15 protein-coding genes are annotated in these 16,207 nt (G+C 60.3%); 4 read left to right on the forward strand and 11 right to left on the reverse strand.

Translation table 11 applies throughout. The annotated features are described in order from the left end of the window. Positions 1-217: 217 nt before the first annotated feature. From tcyN to ACM6G4_RS16375, 4 genes are all read right to left on the reverse strand, one after another. Positions 218-973: an L-cystine ABC transporter ATP-binding protein TcyN gene (gene tcyN / locus ACM6G4_RS16360; protein ID WP_414914113.1), complete on the reverse strand. Its 756-nt coding sequence runs from the start codon at positions 971-973 to the stop codon at positions 218-220. Between the two features lie 4 nt (positions 974-977). Continuing rightward, positions 978-1,643 carry a cystine ABC transporter permease gene (gene tcyL / locus ACM6G4_RS16365; protein ID WP_046040764.1) on the reverse strand — a complete coding sequence of 222 codons (666 nt, stop codon included), beginning with the start codon at positions 1,641-1,643 and terminating at the stop codon, positions 978-980. After that, positions 1,643-2,443, reverse strand: coding sequence for a cystine ABC transporter substrate-binding protein (tcyJ, locus tag ACM6G4_RS16370; protein ID WP_056726933.1), 801 nt, complete (start codon positions 2,441-2,443; stop codon positions 1,643-1,645). Before tcyJ ends, tcyL begins: the two co-directional genes overlap by 1 nt. A 293-nt stretch (positions 2,444-2,736) precedes the next feature. Next, positions 2,737-3,729: a D-cysteine desulfhydrase gene (locus tag ACM6G4_RS16375; RefSeq protein WP_414914114.1), complete on the reverse strand. Its 993-nt coding sequence runs from the start codon at positions 3,727-3,729 to the stop codon at positions 2,737-2,739. A 190-nt stretch (positions 3,730-3,919) separates the two neighbouring features. Here ACM6G4_RS16375 and epsC point away from each other — a divergent pair, with 190 nt between their 5' ends. Then, positions 3,920-4,846, forward strand: coding sequence for a serine O-acetyltransferase EpsC (gene epsC / locus ACM6G4_RS16380; protein WP_056726931.1), 927 nt, complete (start codon positions 3,920-3,922; stop codon positions 4,844-4,846). Between the two features lie 348 nt (positions 4,847-5,194). Then, a complete protein-coding gene (gene betT, locus ACM6G4_RS16385) occupies positions 5,195-7,150 on the forward strand; it encodes a choline transporter BetT (protein WP_223532864.1) in 1,956 nt (651 codons plus the stop codon). 9 nt (positions 7,151-7,159) lie between these two features. Here betT and ACM6G4_RS16390 read toward each other — a convergent pair whose 3' ends face one another. Together ACM6G4_RS16390 and ACM6G4_RS16395 are read right to left on the reverse strand one after the other, a co-directional pair. Then, positions 7,160-7,420 carry a hypothetical protein gene (locus ACM6G4_RS16390; RefSeq protein WP_056726929.1) on the reverse strand — a complete coding sequence of 87 codons (261 nt, stop codon included), beginning with the start codon at positions 7,418-7,420 and terminating at the stop codon, positions 7,160-7,162. 166 nt (positions 7,421-7,586) lie between these two features. Beyond that, positions 7,587-8,327, reverse strand: coding sequence for an SDR family oxidoreductase (locus ACM6G4_RS16395; protein ID WP_414914115.1), 741 nt, complete (start codon positions 8,325-8,327; stop codon positions 7,587-7,589). 120 nt (positions 8,328-8,447) lie between these two features. On the opposite strand from ACM6G4_RS16395, the gene ACM6G4_RS16400 reads away from it, so the two are divergent. Then, positions 8,448-9,338 carry a LysR family transcriptional regulator gene (locus ACM6G4_RS16400; protein WP_150726454.1) on the forward strand — a complete coding sequence of 297 codons (891 nt, stop codon included), beginning with the start codon at positions 8,448-8,450 and terminating at the stop codon, positions 9,336-9,338. A 134-nt stretch (positions 9,339-9,472) separates the two neighbouring features. Beyond that, positions 9,473-10,510: an L-glyceraldehyde 3-phosphate reductase gene (gene mgrA / locus ACM6G4_RS16405; RefSeq protein WP_414914116.1), complete on the forward strand. Its 1,038-nt coding sequence runs from the start codon at positions 9,473-9,475 to the stop codon at positions 10,508-10,510. A 175-nt stretch (positions 10,511-10,685) separates the two neighbouring features. Here the strand turns inward: mgrA and tauD are convergent, their stop codons facing one another. From tauD to gshA, 5 genes are all read right to left on the reverse strand, one after another. Beyond that, on the reverse strand, positions 10,686-11,528 hold the full coding sequence (gene tauD, locus ACM6G4_RS16410) for a taurine dioxygenase (RefSeq protein WP_056726925.1): 843 nt from the start codon (positions 11,526-11,528) through the stop codon (positions 10,686-10,688). Between the two features lie 80 nt (positions 11,529-11,608). Further along, on the reverse strand, positions 11,609-12,442 hold the full coding sequence (tauC, locus tag ACM6G4_RS16415; RefSeq protein ID WP_414914117.1) for a taurine ABC transporter permease TauC: 834 nt from the start codon (positions 12,440-12,442) through the stop codon (positions 11,609-11,611). Further along, on the reverse strand, positions 12,439-13,233 hold the full coding sequence (tauB, locus tag ACM6G4_RS16420) for a taurine ABC transporter ATP-binding subunit (protein WP_056726923.1): 795 nt from the start codon (positions 13,231-13,233) through the stop codon (positions 12,439-12,441). Before tauB ends, tauC begins: the two co-directional genes overlap by 4 nt. Before the next feature lie 15 nt (positions 13,234-13,248). After that, positions 13,249-14,226, reverse strand: a complete 978-nt coding sequence (gene tauA / locus ACM6G4_RS16425; protein WP_046040783.1) for a taurine ABC transporter substrate-binding protein — start codon at positions 14,224-14,226, stop codon at positions 13,249-13,251. 226 nt (positions 14,227-14,452) lie between these two features. Next, on the reverse strand, positions 14,453-16,036 hold the full coding sequence (gene gshA / locus ACM6G4_RS16430; RefSeq protein ID WP_414914118.1) for a glutamate--cysteine ligase: 1,584 nt from the start codon (positions 16,034-16,036) through the stop codon (positions 14,453-14,455). Between the last annotated feature and the right edge of the window lie 171 nt (positions 16,037-16,207).

Raw genomic sequence — 16,207 nt, forward strand, 5'->3', positions numbered from 1 at the left:
GTCTAAAGCCGGGCGGCTTGGCGTGCGTGGTCGGCCAGGTGTTGTGAAAGGAACCTGGTGGGGAAAGGGAGGTTAATTGTTATTGTGCAGATATATGTACCGCGCGCGCGTACAAGATATGTATGTCGAATAGATTGGGTTAGTTTGGTATTGATAAAGTATTTTTTGCGATGGTGTCACTTCCATCCATGGAAGATGACCATTATTGAACGGGTTGTTAGTTGTGGCTGTTGTTCAGGAACTTGCTGAGAAACTGTTTGGTTCGCTCTTCTTTCGGGTTGGCAAACAACGCCTTCGCTTCGCCTTGCTCGACGATCACGCCCTTGTCGAAAAACACCACGCGATTGGCCACGTCCCGGGCAAAGCCCATTTCGTGAGTGACGATCACCATGGTGCGATTCTCTTCGGCCAGGCCGCGGATAGTCGCCAATACCTCGCCCACCAGCTCCGGGTCGAGGGCCGAGGTCGGTTCATCGAACAGGATCACTTCCGGTTCCATCGCCAGCGCCCGGGCAATCGCCACGCGCTGTTGCTGACCACCGGAGAGGCGACGCGGATAGGCGTCTTCCTTACCCGCCAGGCCTACCTTGGCCAATAGCTTTTTACCCAGGGCAACGGCATCGGCGTGCGCGATCTTCTTGACGATGATCGGGCCTTCGATAACGTTTTCCAGCGCGGTGCGATGGGGGAACAGGTTGAAGTTCTGGAACACGAAACCCACGTGTTGGCGCAAGCGCCGCACCAGGCTCTGCTGCTGGTTCAGGGGACGGCTGGTATCGACTTCGATATTACCGACCTTGATCCGGCCGCTGGTGGGCTCTTCCAGAAAATTCAGGCAGCGCAGGAAGGTGGTCTTGCCCGAACCGCTAGGGCCGATGATCGCGACCACCTCGCCTTCCTTGACCTCAAGATCGATGCCGTTGAGCACGACTTGACCCTTGAACTGCTTTGTCAGTTTTTCCACGACAATCATTGGGTCAGGACTCCTGGTCGTGCCGATTGACCCGCGCTTCCAACTGGTTCTGCAGGTGCGAAAGCACGGTTGCGAGGACCCAGTAGATCAGTGCGGCGGCAAGATACATGGTGAAGATTTCGAAGGTGCGAGCGGTGATCAGCTGCGCCTGACGGAACAGTTCCGGCACCTGGATGGTGGCGGCCAGCGCGGTGTCCTTGACCAGCGAAATGAAGCTGTTGCCCAGCGGCGGCAATGCGGTGCGCATCGCCTGCGGCAGGATGGCCCGGCGCAGGGTTTGCGCGCGGGTCATGCCGATACTGGCAGCCGCTTCCCACTGGCCGCGCTCGATGGAGCTGATCGCGGCACGCAGGATTTCACAGGCGTAGGCGGCCATGTTCAGCGAGAAGCCGATCAGTGCCGCCGGCAGCGGATCCAGTTCCAGACCCAATTGCGGCAAGCCGTAATAGATCACGAACAGTTGCACCAGCAACGGCGTGCCGCGAAAGAACGACACGTAGATGCGGGCGATCCAGCTCACCAGTTTGAAGCGCGACAGGCGCATCAGCGCCAGACCGAAGCCCATCACCAGGCCGAAGAACATCCCGCCCAGGCTGAGGATGACCGTGTAATACGCGCCCTTGAGCAGAAAGGGCGCGGAGTCCAGTGCGAGTTGGAAAGCTTCTCCCATTATTGAGTGACGTCAGCGTTGAAGTATTTTTCCGAGAGCTTTTTCAGGGTGCCATCGGCGCGCAGCTTATCGATTGCCTTGTTGACCGCGGCCAGCAGTTCAGGCTCACCTTTGCGCAGGGCAATGCCGGCTTCCTGGCGGGAGAACGCATCACCGGCGGCGGTGGTGTCCTTGGCCTTCTTGGCGTATTCCAGCGCGGCCAGGCGGTCGATCAGAATGGCGTCGATACGGCCGACACGCAGGTCCTGGAACTTGGTCGGATCATCTTCGTAGGTGCGGATGTCAGCGGTCGGCACATTGGCCTTCACCCACTCTTCGTAGTTGGTGCCCAGGCCTACACCGACTTTCTTGCCAGACAGGTCGGCGGCGGACTTGATGTTCAGCTCGGCGGCCTTCTTCGTCAGCACCAGCGCCTGAATACCGGAAACGGTGTAGGGTTCGGAGAAGTCATACTTCTTCTTGCGCTCTTCGGAGATGGTCACCTGGTTGATCACTGCGTCCAGACGCTTGGATTCCAGGGCCGCGAGGATGCCGTCCCATTTGGTTGGTTGCAGCTTGACCTTCACGCCCAGTTCTTTGGCCAGGGCTTCGGAGAACTCGACTTCGAAGCCGGTCAGCTTGCCGTCGGCGTCGACGAAACTGAATGGTGGGTAGGTGCCTTCCAGGCCGACGTTGATTACGCCTTTGTCCTTGATTTGTTGCAGTTGCTCACCGGCAACCGCCTGGCCAATCAGGCCGGCGCTCAGTGCCAGGCCCAGCGAACCCACCAGCAGATTGCGACGTAGTGCGGAAAAATTCATGACAAGCCCCTGTGTTTTCTTATGGAAGACGCTTTAGGAAAGTTGGCAAATTCGGGATTTGGACGACTGCGATATCCTGCCCTAATGCAGCTTATGCGTCTCGCTGCAAATTCGCCTGCGCGTGACTATAAGATGATGCCTATAGAATTGAAAATAATGAATATTATTTTTGTTATTCGTTAATCGCATATGCGTTTCATGGAAAAGATCGCAGCCTGCGGCAGCTCCTACATGGATCGGCATGCATCTGTAGGAGCTGCCGCAGGCTGCGATCTTTTGATCTTCTGAATCGCTTACAGAAAATCCTTATAGGCAAACAACGCCGGCGCGCCACCGGTGTGCAGGAAGATAATCGGACCATCGTCGAACCGCTGACGGCCGATTCCGTCCAGCAAGCCGGCCATGGCCTTGCCAGTGTAGACCGGGTCCAGCAGCAAGCCTTCGTGACTCGCCAGCAGCTTCACCGCCGCCAGTGTGCCGGCATTCGGCTCGCCATAACGCGGGGCGAAATACTCGTCCCACAACTCGACCTTGAAAGCCTCCGGCAGATTCACGCCCAGCAACTCGGCGGTGCGTTCGGCCAGGCCTTGAACCTTTGGCCGCTGATCTTCATCGCTGCGCGAAACCGTCACGCCGATTACTGGCAGATTCGGCAGTGCTTCACTCAGGGCCAGTGCCAGGCCGCTGTGGGTACCGGCGCTGCCCGAGGCCAGGACCACGGCGGCGAACTTCAGGCCGGTGTCCTTGATCTGTTCGGCCAGTTCCAGACCGGCACGCACGTAGCCCAGGGCGCCCAGCGCATTGGAGCCACCGATCGGCACCAGGTACGGCTTCTTGCCGTTGCTGCGCAGTCGGTTGGCCAGTGCTTGCAGTTGCTCGTCGGCGTTGTCGAGGTTTTCCACCAGTTCGACCTTGGCATCGAACAGGTCGAGCAGCAGGCGGTTGCCGTTGCCGGTGTAATTGCTGTCGTCAGTGCCGAGAGGATTTTCCAGAAGGGCTACGCAGCCCAGGCCCAACTTTGCGGCAATGGCGGCTGTCTGGCGTACGTGGTTCGATTGCAGCGCGCCCGCGGTGATCAAGGTGTCGGCGCCCTGGGCCAAGGCATCGGCGGCCAGGTATTCGAGTTTGCGCAGCTTGTTGCCGCCCATTGCCAGCGGCGTCAGGTCATCGCGCTTGACGTACAGGTCGCGGCCCAGCCAGGTCGACAGGCGTTCGAGTTTTTCCAGGGCGGTGGGCTGACCGAGCAGGTCGAGGCGGGTAAAGCTGGCGAGCTGTTGTTTGATCATGAGTCCGTACTGGCGGTTGAAGATCTCAGGACTATAGGCACGCCAAAAAGTTGGGGCAACCGCCAATCGCTTATAGCCAATCGAAATGAGTACAGCACTATTGGTTCTTAATTTGCCTCGCGGCCCTTGCCGTAAAGTAATCGCCGTCAGTGCGGCCAGACAGTCCGGCCGCCCGTGAGGAGTTTTTACCGTGAGTGAGCGTTCCAGCCATTGGCAATTGCAGACCATCGTCAGCCAGCTGCGCACGGCACGTGAACAGTGGCGTGCACAAAACGGCCGGGCTACCGGCGAGCAGGGCGGTCGCGAATTGCCTTCCCGCGCAGCCATGGCGGACATTCTCGAGGCCCTGTGCGGTGCGTTGTTCCCGATGCGCCTGGGGCCGGTTGACCTGCGCGAAGAGAGTGAAGACTTCTATGTCGGTCATACCCTGGATGTGGCGCTGAATGCGCTGTTGGCCCAGGCGCGACTCGAATTGCGCTACGCCGCTCGCCACAGTGCCCAGGCCGAGACTGAAGTCGAAGCCAAAACCATCCAGATCATTCAGGACTTTGCCCTCGCCTTGCCTGGGTTGCGCAGCCTGTTGGACAGTGACGTGCTCGCGGCCTATCACGGTGACCCGGCGGCCCGCAGTGTCGATGAAGTGTTGTTGTGCTATCCGGGGATCCTGGCGGTGATTCACCATCGTCTGGCCCACCATTTGTATCGCGCCGGGTTGCCGCTGCTGGCGCGGATCAGCGCGGAAATCGCTCACTCGGCCACCGGCATCGACATTCACCCCGGCGCGCAGATCGGCCGCAGTTTCTTCATCGACCATGGGACGGGTGTGGTGATTGGCGAGACGGCGATCATCGGCGAACGCGTGCGGATCTATCAGGCGGTGACCTTGGGCGCCAAGCGCTTCCCGGCGGACGAAGATGGCCAACTGCAGAAAGGTCAGCCACGGCACCCGATTGTCGAGGATGACGTGGTGATTTATGCCGGGGCGACGATTCTCGGGCGGATCACCATCGGCCAGGGCTCGACCATTGGCGGCAACGTTTGGCTGACCCGCAGCGTGCCGGCGGGCAGCAACCTGACCCAGGCGAGTTTGCAGTTGGATGATGGGGCGCAGAAGTGAGGATGTAGGAGCTGTCGAGTGCAACGAGGCTGCGATCTTTTCCAAGCGCGCCGCGAACCAAAATCAAAAGATCGCAGCCTGCGGCAGCTCCTACAGAACACCTCTAAATTCCGCGTAAAACCTTTCCTTGAGCTAGCGTAACAACACCACCGCCGAGCCCTGCGATTAGTCCTTAGCCCCCTATCCATGTTTAACTTGAACGTTCATTCAAGTTAAACCGGCGGTTCGCTGCCCGCTCACAACAGGAGGCTTGCCTTTGCTGAGTCCGATTTCTACAGCCACTTTCTACCCTTTCGAGGTGCACCGAACATGAGTGCATCGTCCATCCCTCCAAGCGGTCTGATCCGCATGAATCCGCCGGTGTTCTGGTTCTCGGCGAGTTTCATTCTGTTGTTTGGTGTCGTTGTCATCGCCATGCCGGAGCAGGCCGGTGCCTGGTTGCTGGCGGCGCAAAACTGGGCGGCCAACACGGTCGGCTGGTATTACCTGCTGGCGATGACCCTGTATCTGGTCTTCGTGGTGGTCACCGCCTTGTCCGGCTACGGCAAGATCAAGCTCGGTGCCGACCACGACGAACCCGAATTCAGTTATCTGTCCTGGGCTGGCATGCTGTTCGCCGCCGGGATCAGCATCACCCTGTTTTTCTTCTGCGTGTCCGAGCCGCTGACCCACATGCTGCAACCGCCCCAGGGCGAGGCCGGTACGGCGGATGCGGCGCGCCAGGCGATGCAGATTCTGTTTCTGCACTGGGGCCTGCATGGCTGGGGCGTGTTCGCCTTTGTCGGCATGGCGCTGGCCTACTTCGCCTACCGGCATAACCTGCCACTGGCCCTGCGCTCGGCGCTGTATCCGCTGATCGGCAAGCGTATCAACGGCCCCATCGGCTACGCGGTGGATGGCTTCGGCATCATCGCCACGGTGTTCGGCCTCGGTGCTGACATGGGCTTTGGCGTGTTGCATCTCAACTCGGGCCTGGATTATCTGTTCGGCATCGCCCACACCCAATGGATTCAGGTCGGCCTGATCACCCTGATGATGGGTGCTGCGATCATCGTTGCCGTATCCGGCGTCGACAAGGGCGTGCGGGTGATGTCCGACATCAACATGCTGCTGGCCTGCGCGCTGCTGCTGTTCGTATTGTTCGCCGGCCCTACGCAGCACTTGCTCAACACCCTGATCCAGAACCTCGGTGATTACCTCGGCGCCTTGCCGATGAAGAGTTTCGACCTCTATGCCTACGACAAACCCAGCGACTGGCTGGGCGGCTGGACGGTGTTCTACTGGGCCTGGTGGATTGCGTGGTCGCCGTTCGTGGGCTTGTTCATCGCACGGATTTCCCGTGGTCGCACCATCCGCGAGTTCGTCTTCGGCGTGCTGTTGATTCCGCTGGGCTTTACCCTGGCGTGGATGTCGATCTTCGGCAACAGCGCCATCGATCAAGTGCTCAACCACGGCATGAGCGCGCTCGGTATGTCGGCCATCGACAATCCGTCGATGACGCTCTACCTGCTGCTGGAAACCTACCCGTGGAGCAAAACCGTCATCGCGGTCACGGTGTTTATCAGCTTTGTGTTCTTCGTCACCTCCGCCGACTCCGGCACCGTGGTGTTGTCGACGCTGTCCGCCAAGGGCGGTAACCCCGATGAAGACGGGCCGAAATGGTTGCGGGTGTTCTGGGGCGCGATGACCGCCCTGGTGACCAGCGCGCTGCTGTTCTCCGGCAGCATCGATGCGTTGAAGTCGGCGGTGGTCCTGACCTCGTTGCCGTTCTCGCTGATCCTGCTGTTGATGATGTGGGGGCTGCACAAAGCGTTTTATCTGGAGTCGCAGAAGCAGATTGCGCAGATGCACTCCTTGGCACCGGTGTCCGGTTCACGGCGGGGTGGCTGGCGTCAGCGTTTGAGTCAGGCGGTGCATTTCCCGTCGCGGGATGAGGTCTACCGCTTCCTCGACACGACGGTGCGCCCGGCGATTGAAGAAGTGTCTGCCGTGTTCATCGAAAAGGGTTTGCACGTAGCGACACACCCGGACCCGGCCAATGACAGCGTCAGCCTGGAAATCGGCCACGGCGATCAACATCCGTTTGTTTATCAGGTGCAGATGCGCGGTTACTTCACGCCATCGTTTGCCCGTGGCGGCATGGGTTCCAAGCAACTCAACAATCGCCGCTACTACCGGGCCGAAGTGCATTTGAGCGAAGGCAGTCAGGACTACGATCTGGTCGGCTATACCAAGGAACAGATCATCAACGACATCCTCGACCAGTACGAACGGCACATGCAGTTCCTGCATCTGGTGCGCTGATCAAGGCCTTCATGTCTCGGTGGTCAACACCATGAACAACACCAGCGCCGCCACCGGGACACCGAACACGGCGCTACCGACCGCCAGTTCGGTGCTCAATGGCTGGCCGGCATGCACTATGCCGACTGCGCCGTTGATCAGCGTCAGCGCCAGCCACAGCACGATAAAACAGTAGGCCAGGGTCTGACGGGTAAAGCCGATTTTCTCGCCGATGTAGAGCATCAACGCCAGGAGGATCAGGCCGAAGGTTGTGATGATGGTGGTGTGCATGAACTGTCCCGCCCTTCAGATGTGCATTGCTTTGGAGGCAGCCATCGCGAGCAAGCTCGCTCCCACAGGGGACTTCCTTTGAGCACAAATTTTGTGAGCAACCAAGATCAATGTGGGAGCGAGCTTGCTCGCGATTGGGGGCGCTGCGGTCTCAGTGTGAACTCAGTTAAACCAACCCGCCATTCACCCGCAAAATCTGCCCATTGACCCAACCCGAATCCGGCCCCGCCAGAAACGACACAACACGGGAAATATCCTCCGGCTGCCCCAGGCGCTCCAGCGGCGCCATCTTCGCGAAATTCTGAATCTGCTCCTCACTCTTGCCGTGTAAAAACAACTCAGTCGCCACCGGCCCGGGAGCCACCGCATTGACGGTGATGTTGCGCCCGCGCATCTCTTTGGCGAACACCTGGGTCAGGGATTCCACTGCCGCTTTGCTGGCGATGTACACCGCGTAACCCGGCAGGTTCATGCCGACGGTGCTGCTGGAGAAGTTGATGATTCGGCCACCGCTGTTCAGGCGGGTCGCCGCTTCACGCAGGATATTGAAGGTACCGCGAGCGTGGATGTTGAAGGTCTGCTCGAACAGTTCGTCGCTGTGTTGCGCCAGCGGCAGGACCTTGAGGATGCCGGCGTTGTTCACCAAAACATCGACCTTGCCGAACTGGGTTTCAACCTCGTCGAACATCCCGCGCACGTCGTCGGCATTGGCCACATCGGCCTTGATCGCTATGGCCTGGTGGCCGGCCTGACGCAGCTCCACCACCCGTTTCGAGGCTTCGGTGGCGCTGCTGGCGTAGTTGATGGCAACGGCGAAACCTTCGCTGGCCAGTTGTTTGGCGATGACCGCGCCGATGCCGCGGGAGGCACCGGTCACGATGGCAACTTTCGGAGTTTGAGCCGTCATATTGATGTTCCTGTTGATGGGGTGTGAAGCCAATTTCACATGTTTACTCAGGCCGATAAATGCACGAGAGTTGCCTTGACTGTTCAATGATTGCCAACAATCGAGTGCCTGGAGTGAGCTGTGGACCAAGTCAAAGCGATGAAGGTTTTTGTGCGGATCTACGAGCGCAGCAGCTTCACGCAGGCTGCCGATGACCTGAACCTGCCCCGCGCAACGCTGACCCATACGTTGAATCAGTTCGAGGCCTGGCTGGGTACGCGTTTGTTGGAGCGCAGCACGCGTAAAGTGCGTCCGACGCTGGATGGCGAGGCGTACTACCTGCGTTGCGTGCAACTGCTGGCAGAGCTGGAGGAAGCGGAGTTGGCGTTTCGCGGCGTGGCCCCGAAGGGGCGGCTGCGGGTGGACTTGCACGGGACATTGGCCAAGCACTTCGTGATCCCGGCATTGCCGCAATTCATGGCGCGTTATCCCGACATCGAGCTGTCCATCAGCGAGGCTGACCGCCAGGTCGACCTGATCACCGAAGGTATCGATTGCGTGTTGCGGGCGGGAACATTGGGTGACTCCACGCTGATCGGCAAACGTGTCGCCAACCTGCGTCAGATCACCTGCGCCAGCCCCGCCTATTTGCGCAAATACGGCGAACCGAAAAGCCTCGCCGACCTCAGCCGGCACCGTGCGGTGAACTACGTTTCGCGCACGACGGCCAGGTTGTTCCCGTTTGAATTCATGGTGGACGGTGAACTCAAGGAAGTGGCCATCGACGGTGCGGTATCGGTGTTCGGCGCAGAAATCTACGCCGCCTCGGCGATTGCCGGGCTGGGCCTGATTCAGTGCCCGCACTACCGAATGGAAACGCAGATCTCCCAAGGCCTGGTGCAGGAAGTCCTCGTCGACACCCCTCCGCCATCAATGCCGGTATCGGTGTTGTACCCGCACAACCGACACATGTCGCCCAGGGTCCGGGTGTTTGTGGACTGGTTGGGAGAGGTGTTTGCGGGGGCACGGTAGCTTGTTGGCGGGGAAATACGTGAAACGTTTCAGTCATTAGTCGAATCAGGGGTTTTCTGGTGTTTGCCCGGGCGTATGCTGGGCGACTGGCAAAGCAGTCGATATCAGATTCAAGACCGACAAGAGAGGATTCGATGACCTACACCGCTGCCGAAAACCGCTACGACTCTATCCCCTACCGCCGCGTGGGCCGCAGCGGGCTGGTGCTGCCGGCACTGTCGTTGGGCCTGTGGCACAACTTCGGCGACAGCACGCCGATCGGTACCCAGCGCGCGTTGTTGCGCACGGCGTTCGACCTGGGCATCAACCATTTCGACCTGGCCAACAACTACGGCCCGCCGTATGGCAGCGCCGAGATCAACTTCGGCCGTTTACTGCGTGAAGACTTCAAGCAGTACCGCGACGAGCTGATCATTTCCAGCAAGGCCGGCTGGGACATGTGGCCCGGCCCTTACGGTCAGGGCGGCGGTTCGCGCAAGTACGTGCTGGCCAGCCTCGACCAGAGCCTGCAACGCCTGGGCGTGGACTACGTCGACATCTTCTACTCCCACCGTTTCGATCCGGACACCCCGCTGGAAGAAACCGCCAGCGCACTCGCCACGACGGTGCAGCAGGGCAAGGCGTTGTACATCGGCATCTCGTCGTACTCCGGGGTGAAAACCCGCGAAATGGCGGCGTTGCTCAAAGAATGGAAAGTGCCGCTGCTGATTCACCAGCCGGCCTACAACCTGCTCAATCGCTGGGTGGAAAAAGACCTGCTCGATACCACTGATGAACTCGGTACCGGCGTGATTGCCTTCACTCCGTTGGCCCAGGGTTTGCTGACCGACAAATACCTCAACGGCGTGCCGGCGGATGCGCGGGTCAACCGTCCGGGCGGTGGTTCGTTGCAGGCATCGCATTTGTCAGAGGCCAACATCGCCCAGGTGCGGGCACTCAACGAAATCGCCAAACGTCGCGGCCAGAGCCTGGCGCAACTGGCCCTGGCCTGGACCCTGCGCGACCCCCGGGTCACTTCCGCGTTGATTGGCGCGAGTCGACCGGAGCAGATTATCGAGAACGTCGGGGCGTTGAAGAACTTGAGCTTCAGTGCAGAGGAACTGGCGGAAATTGACCGGTTTGCCCAGGAGGGCGGGATCAATCTTTGGGAGAAGCCTTCGACGGCTGAATAAGTAGTTGGCGCCGGATTATTCGGCGCCTTTCAGATCGCCATCGTCGGAACGCCGCCCGGAGCAAGCTCGCTCCCACAGGTTTGGCGGTGTTCACAGGTTTTGTGTACGCCACGGACACTGTGGGTGCGAGCTTGCTCGCGATGAGGCCATTAATGTCAGTACAAAAACTGGCTGTTCACCGAAAAAACGGCACATCCCCCAACACCGTCGCCCGCTGCATCACCCGCCGCGCCGGCCGGTAATCATCCACCGCGTAATGCTGGGTCACGCGGTTATCCCAGAACGCGATGTCGTCCTGCTGCCAGCGCCAGCGAATGGTGAACTCCGGCCGCGTTGAATGGGCGAACAGGAACTTCAGAATCGCCTCGCTCTCGGTTTCCGACAGCTCGTTGATCTTCGAAGTGAAACCTTCGTTGACGAACAGCGAGCGGCGCCCGCTGACCGGGTGTGTGCGGATCACCGGATGCGACAGCGGCGGATTCTTGCGCCGTGCTTCTTCCCACTGGACCAGTGCCTCGGGCGTGTTGCCGTAGCGCTCCAGCGGAAACGAACGGGTGAAATCGTGGGTGGCGGTCAGGCCTTCGAGCAAGGTTTTCAGCGGTGCCGATAGGGCTTCGTACGCGGCAATCCCGCTGGCCCACAACGTGTCGCCGCCAAACTCCGGCAGCAGCTTGGCGCTGAGCACGGCGCCCATGGCCGGGGTCGGCAGGAAGGTCACGTCGGTGTGCCAGATAGCGTTATCGCGCACGTCGGTGACGGCGGTGTCGAGGATCAGCACTTCAGGTTGCTCCGGCACATTCGGGTAGATCGGATGGATGTGCAGATCGCCGAAATTCGCGGCGAATCGCGCCTGTTGCTGTGGCGTGATCGGCTGGTTGCGGAAGAACAGCACCTGATGCTTGAGCAGGGCCTGTTCGATGGCATCGCGTTGCTCCAGGTTCAGCGGCTGGCTGATGTCGATGCCACTGATCTGTGCGCCGAGGGCGGAGCTTAAGGGGACGATGGTCAAGTCACTCATGGTGATTCTCTTGAAATTCGGGGGTGTTGATTACTGTGGGAGCAAGCTCACTCCCACAGGGTTTCTCACAGGGAAATTATTCAGTGAGCCTGGCCATGCCACGGCACCAGTTTGCGTTGCAGGGCACGCAGGCCCAGTTCCATCGCGAAGGCGATCAGTGCGATCACCAGAATCCCCAGTACCACCACATCGGTGACCAGAAACTGCGCGGCCGATTGCACCATGAAGCCCAGGCCGCTGGTGGCGGCGATCAATTCGGCGGCGACCAGGGTCGACCACCCCACGCCGAGGCCGATGCGCACACCGGTCAGAATGTCCGGCAAGGCACTCGGCAAAATGACGTGGCGAATCAACTGCACGCGGGTTGCGCCCAGCGACTGCGCGGCACGCAATTTGGCCGGGTCGACCGTGCGCACACCGGTGGCGGTGGCGATGGCAATCGGGGCGAAGATCGCCAGGTAGATCAGCAGCACTTTGGACAATTCACCGATGCCGCACCAGATCACGATCAGCGGCAGATAGGCCAACGGAGGGATCGGCCGGTAGAACTCGATCAGCGGGTCGAGCACGCCACGGGCGATACGGTTGGCACCGATGGCAATTCCCACCGGCACGGCAGTGAGAATCGCAAAGCTGAGGCCCAGGCCGATGCGGCTCAGGCTCGCGCCGAGGTGCTGCCACAGGGTTGAATCCATGTAACCCGAGGTCGCCAGCAGCCAGCCTTTTTGCAGAACGGCGGAGGGCGGCGGCAGGAACAGCGGCTCGATCAAGCCGGTCGCCGTCACGGCCCACCAAATAGCAACGAGAGCGACCAGTGTCAGCACACTGATCCACCGGGTGCTCAAACGGCGACTTGCCGCAATCACGGCTGAGCCTGGCGTTATCGCTGCGACGGGAATTTCATAACTGCTCATGCGCGCTCCTGCCGCTGGGCGGCACTGCGTTGGGAGAACACTTTGGCGAGTACGTGTTCGCGGGTTTCGATAAAACGCGGGTCGGACTTGATTGAGCGAGCCGACTCACCGGCGGCATAACGCTGACCGAAATCGAGGCTCAGACGCTCGACGATTTGCCCAGGGTTGGGCGCCAACAGAATCAGGTCGGTGGCGAGGAATACGGCTTCTTCTATGTCGTGGGTAATCAGGAACACCGGTTTGGCGGTGCGTTGCCAGACTTGCAGCAACAACTCCTGCATTTGCTCGCGGGTGAAGGCGTCGAGGGCTCCGAAAGGTTCGTCCATCAGCAACACGCGTGGGTCGGCGGCGAGGGCGCGGGCCAGGCCGACACGCTGCTTCTGGCCGCCCGAAAGTTGCCAGATGCGGCGCTGTTCAAAACCGGACAAATCGACCAGGGCGAGCATTTCCCGGGCGCGAGCTTCGCGTTTGTCCCGGGCGATACCGGCCAGCTCCAGGCCGAACCCGACGTTGGCCAGCACGTTTTGCCACGGCAGCAGCGCGTCGTCCTGGAACACCACGCCGCGCTCGGCACTCGGGCCTTTGACGGGCACGCCGTCGAGGGTGATGCGCCCGGCGCTGGGTTCGACGAAGCCGGCAATCAGGTTCAACAGCGAAGTCTTGCCACTGCCGGACGGGCCGAGGGCGACCAGCAATTGCCGGGGCCCCAGGCTCAGGGAGATATCCGCCAACACCGGTTCCGGGTTGCCGGGGTACTGTGCGCTGATGCGCTCCAGCTGTAGCAAGGCCATCGCGTTGACTCCCGATCAGTTGGTGATGAACTTGGCGCTGACGTACGGCGCGTAGTCCGGCAGTACCGCCTCGACCTTGCCTTGTTCCTTGAGGAACGCCGCCGTGTCGGTGATGGCTTTGGTGGTCGGCGCGCCGAGGGTGAGCACCTGGTCAGCCGCTAGCGGGTAGACGTTGCCTTGCAGCAGCAATGGAATGTCGCTGGCCTTGGCGCCAGACAGTTTTACAAGCTTGTCGACGTTGCCCTGATTGGCCAGCCAGGCTTGTGGGTCTTTGCGGTAATCGGCGTAGGCGTCCAGGGTCACTTTGGCGAACGCGGTGACGATCTCCGGGTGCTTCTCGGCGAAGTCCTTGCGCACGATCCAGGCGTCGAAGGTCGGTGCGCCGAACTTGGCCAGCTCACCGGAGGTGATCAGTACCTTGCCGTTTTCCTTGGCGACACCGAGGGCCGGGTCCCAGACGTAAGTGGCGTCGATGTCACCGCGTTTCCAGGCAGCAATGATCGCGGGCGGAGCCAGGTTGAGGACGGTGACTTTCGATGGATCAATGTTCCAGTGCTTCAGCGCAGCCAGCAGGCTGTAGTGGCCGGTGGAAACGAACGGCACGGCGATTTTCTTGCCGATCAGGTCTTGCGGGGTCTTGATCCCGGAACCGTCGCGGGCGACCAGGGCTTCGGCAGCGCCGATCTGGGTGGCGATGAGGAAGGTTTCGACCGGGACTTTACGAGTGATCGCAGCGGTCAGGGGGCTGGAACCGAGGTAGCCGATCTGCACGTCGCCGGAGGCAATGGCGGCGATGATATCGGCACCGTTGTCGAATTTGCGCCAGCTGATATCGGCCTTGGTGGCCTTTTCGTAAGCGCCGTCAGCCTGGGCGACTTTCGCCGGGTCAACGGTGGTCTGGTAGGCGACGGTGAAGTCGGCTGCCTGGGCAAAAAAACTTGCGGTAGCCAAGGAAGCGGCCGCCAGCAAGCGAAGAGGGAAAGTCAGTTTCATCAGAAAGCTCCTTGTCAGGCGACCGAATGCCGGCGTGAGAAAGAGACTAAATGATCTAAGAATTCGAAAATAAATAACTTTTTAGAATTAGCTTATGAGGGGAAAACCCGGTGAGTCATTGTGAATGGGCTGGAAACAAAAAGATCGCAGCCTTCGGCAGCTCCTACAGGAAACGCATTCCAATGTAGGAGCTGCCGAAGGCTGCGATCTTTCTTACAGGCGCCGATTAGTTACTGATCGCCAGAATGCTCGCCTGGTATGCCCCGACGAACACATCGAAATCACCGACTTCGTTCTGCTCCAGTTCAGCCTGCTGAGCCAGCGACGAACGCGCCCGCTCTTCAAACTTCGCCTGCTCCTCGGCCGACAACGGCTCGCTGCGGAAGAACTCGGCATGGGCCTGGCTCTGGCGCAGGGAGAACTGGGCGAAGCTTTCCTTGTGTTCAGCCATCGCCGCCAATACCTGGGCCGACGGCGTCAGGGACGGGTCCTGGACCTTCGACATCTGGGCGTCCAGCGCCTTGCTGTGGGCATCACCGCCATGGCTCTGGTCGAGCATCGCCGCCAGAGGAGCGATTTTTTCCAGCAGCTCGCCGGCCCATTCCTTCAGGTCAACCGGCTGGCCATCCCGCTGCAGTTGCAGGCCCGGACGGCGACCTTCCTTGACCACGCTGAGGAAGTTCGAGGTCGCGTTGCCGCAACTGGTGTTGGTCAGCAGCGGGCTGTCATTGAGTGCGCAGTACAGCAGGAACGCATCGAGGAAGCGTGACTCGGTGAGATCGATGCCCATCGGCAGGAAGGGGTTGATGTCCAGGCAGCGTACTTCGACGTACTGGATGCCACGGGCCATCAGCGCCTGGATAGGGCGCTCGCCGGTGTAGGTCACGCGTTTCGGGCGGATGTTGGAGTAGTACTCGTTTTCAATCTGCAGAATGTTGGTGTTGAGCTGTACCCACTCGCCATCCTGGTGGGTGCCGACTTCGACGTATGGCGCATACGGCGTGGCCACCGCTTTGCGCAGGCTGTCGGTGTAGCTGTTCAGATCGTTGTAGCACGGCGTCAGGCCGGCCTGGGCGTTGCTCTGGTAACCCAGGTCGCTCATGCGCAGGCTGGTGGCGTACGGCAGGTACAGGGTATGCGGGTCCAGTTGTTCCAACTGGTGCGAACGACCGCGCAGGAAGCCGGCGTCCAGTGCCGGTGAAGCACCGAACAGGTACATCAGCAGCCAGCTGTAGCGGCGGAAGTTGCGGATCAGCGCGATATAGGACGACGACTGGAAGTCGCGGTCGGTGCCGACAAAGCCTTCGGCCTGCTTGAGCAACGGCCAGAGTTTTTCCGGCAGGGAAAAGTTGTAGTGAATGCCGGCAATGCACTGCATGGTCTTGCCGTAACGCAGGGCCAGGCCCTTGCGGTACACGTACTTGAGCTGCCCGATATTGGACGTGCCGTAATAGGCGATCGGGATGTCTTCCTCGGCCGGCAACGGGCACGGCATCGATGGGCTCCACAGATACTCGTTGCCGAGCTTGCTGTAGGCAAAGCGGTGAATGCTGTCCAGGCTTGCCAGTGTGTCCGCCGGGTCGGGCAGGGCCGGGGTGATGAACTCCAGCAGCGACTCGGAATAGTCGGTGGTGATCTGTTCATTGGTCAGCGCGGAACCCAATTCTTCCGGGTGCGGCGTTTGCGCCAGGCGACCTTCATCGGTCACGCGCAGGCATTCACGTTCGATGCCGTGAAGGCACTGTTCGAGCAGAGAGAGGTTAGCGCGCTCGCCGAGCAGAGCCAGGCGGCGGTTGAGAAGTTCGCTCAAGTTGGATTCCTTCACGCGTCAGTCGCCCCAATATGGGGGTGGGCAAGACGGTCTACAAGGGTGAAGTTAAAACTGGCGTTTTCGCCTGGTTTTTTGAACTCGCCGCAACTAATGTGGGAGCGGGCTTGCTCGCGAAGGCGGTGTGTCAGTCAGCACAGATGCCACCTGATA

The organism is Pseudomonas sp. IT-P258 (assembly GCF_949767825.1).
Lineage (GTDB): Bacteria > Pseudomonadota > Gammaproteobacteria > Pseudomonadales > Pseudomonadaceae > Aquipseudomonas > Aquipseudomonas monachiensis.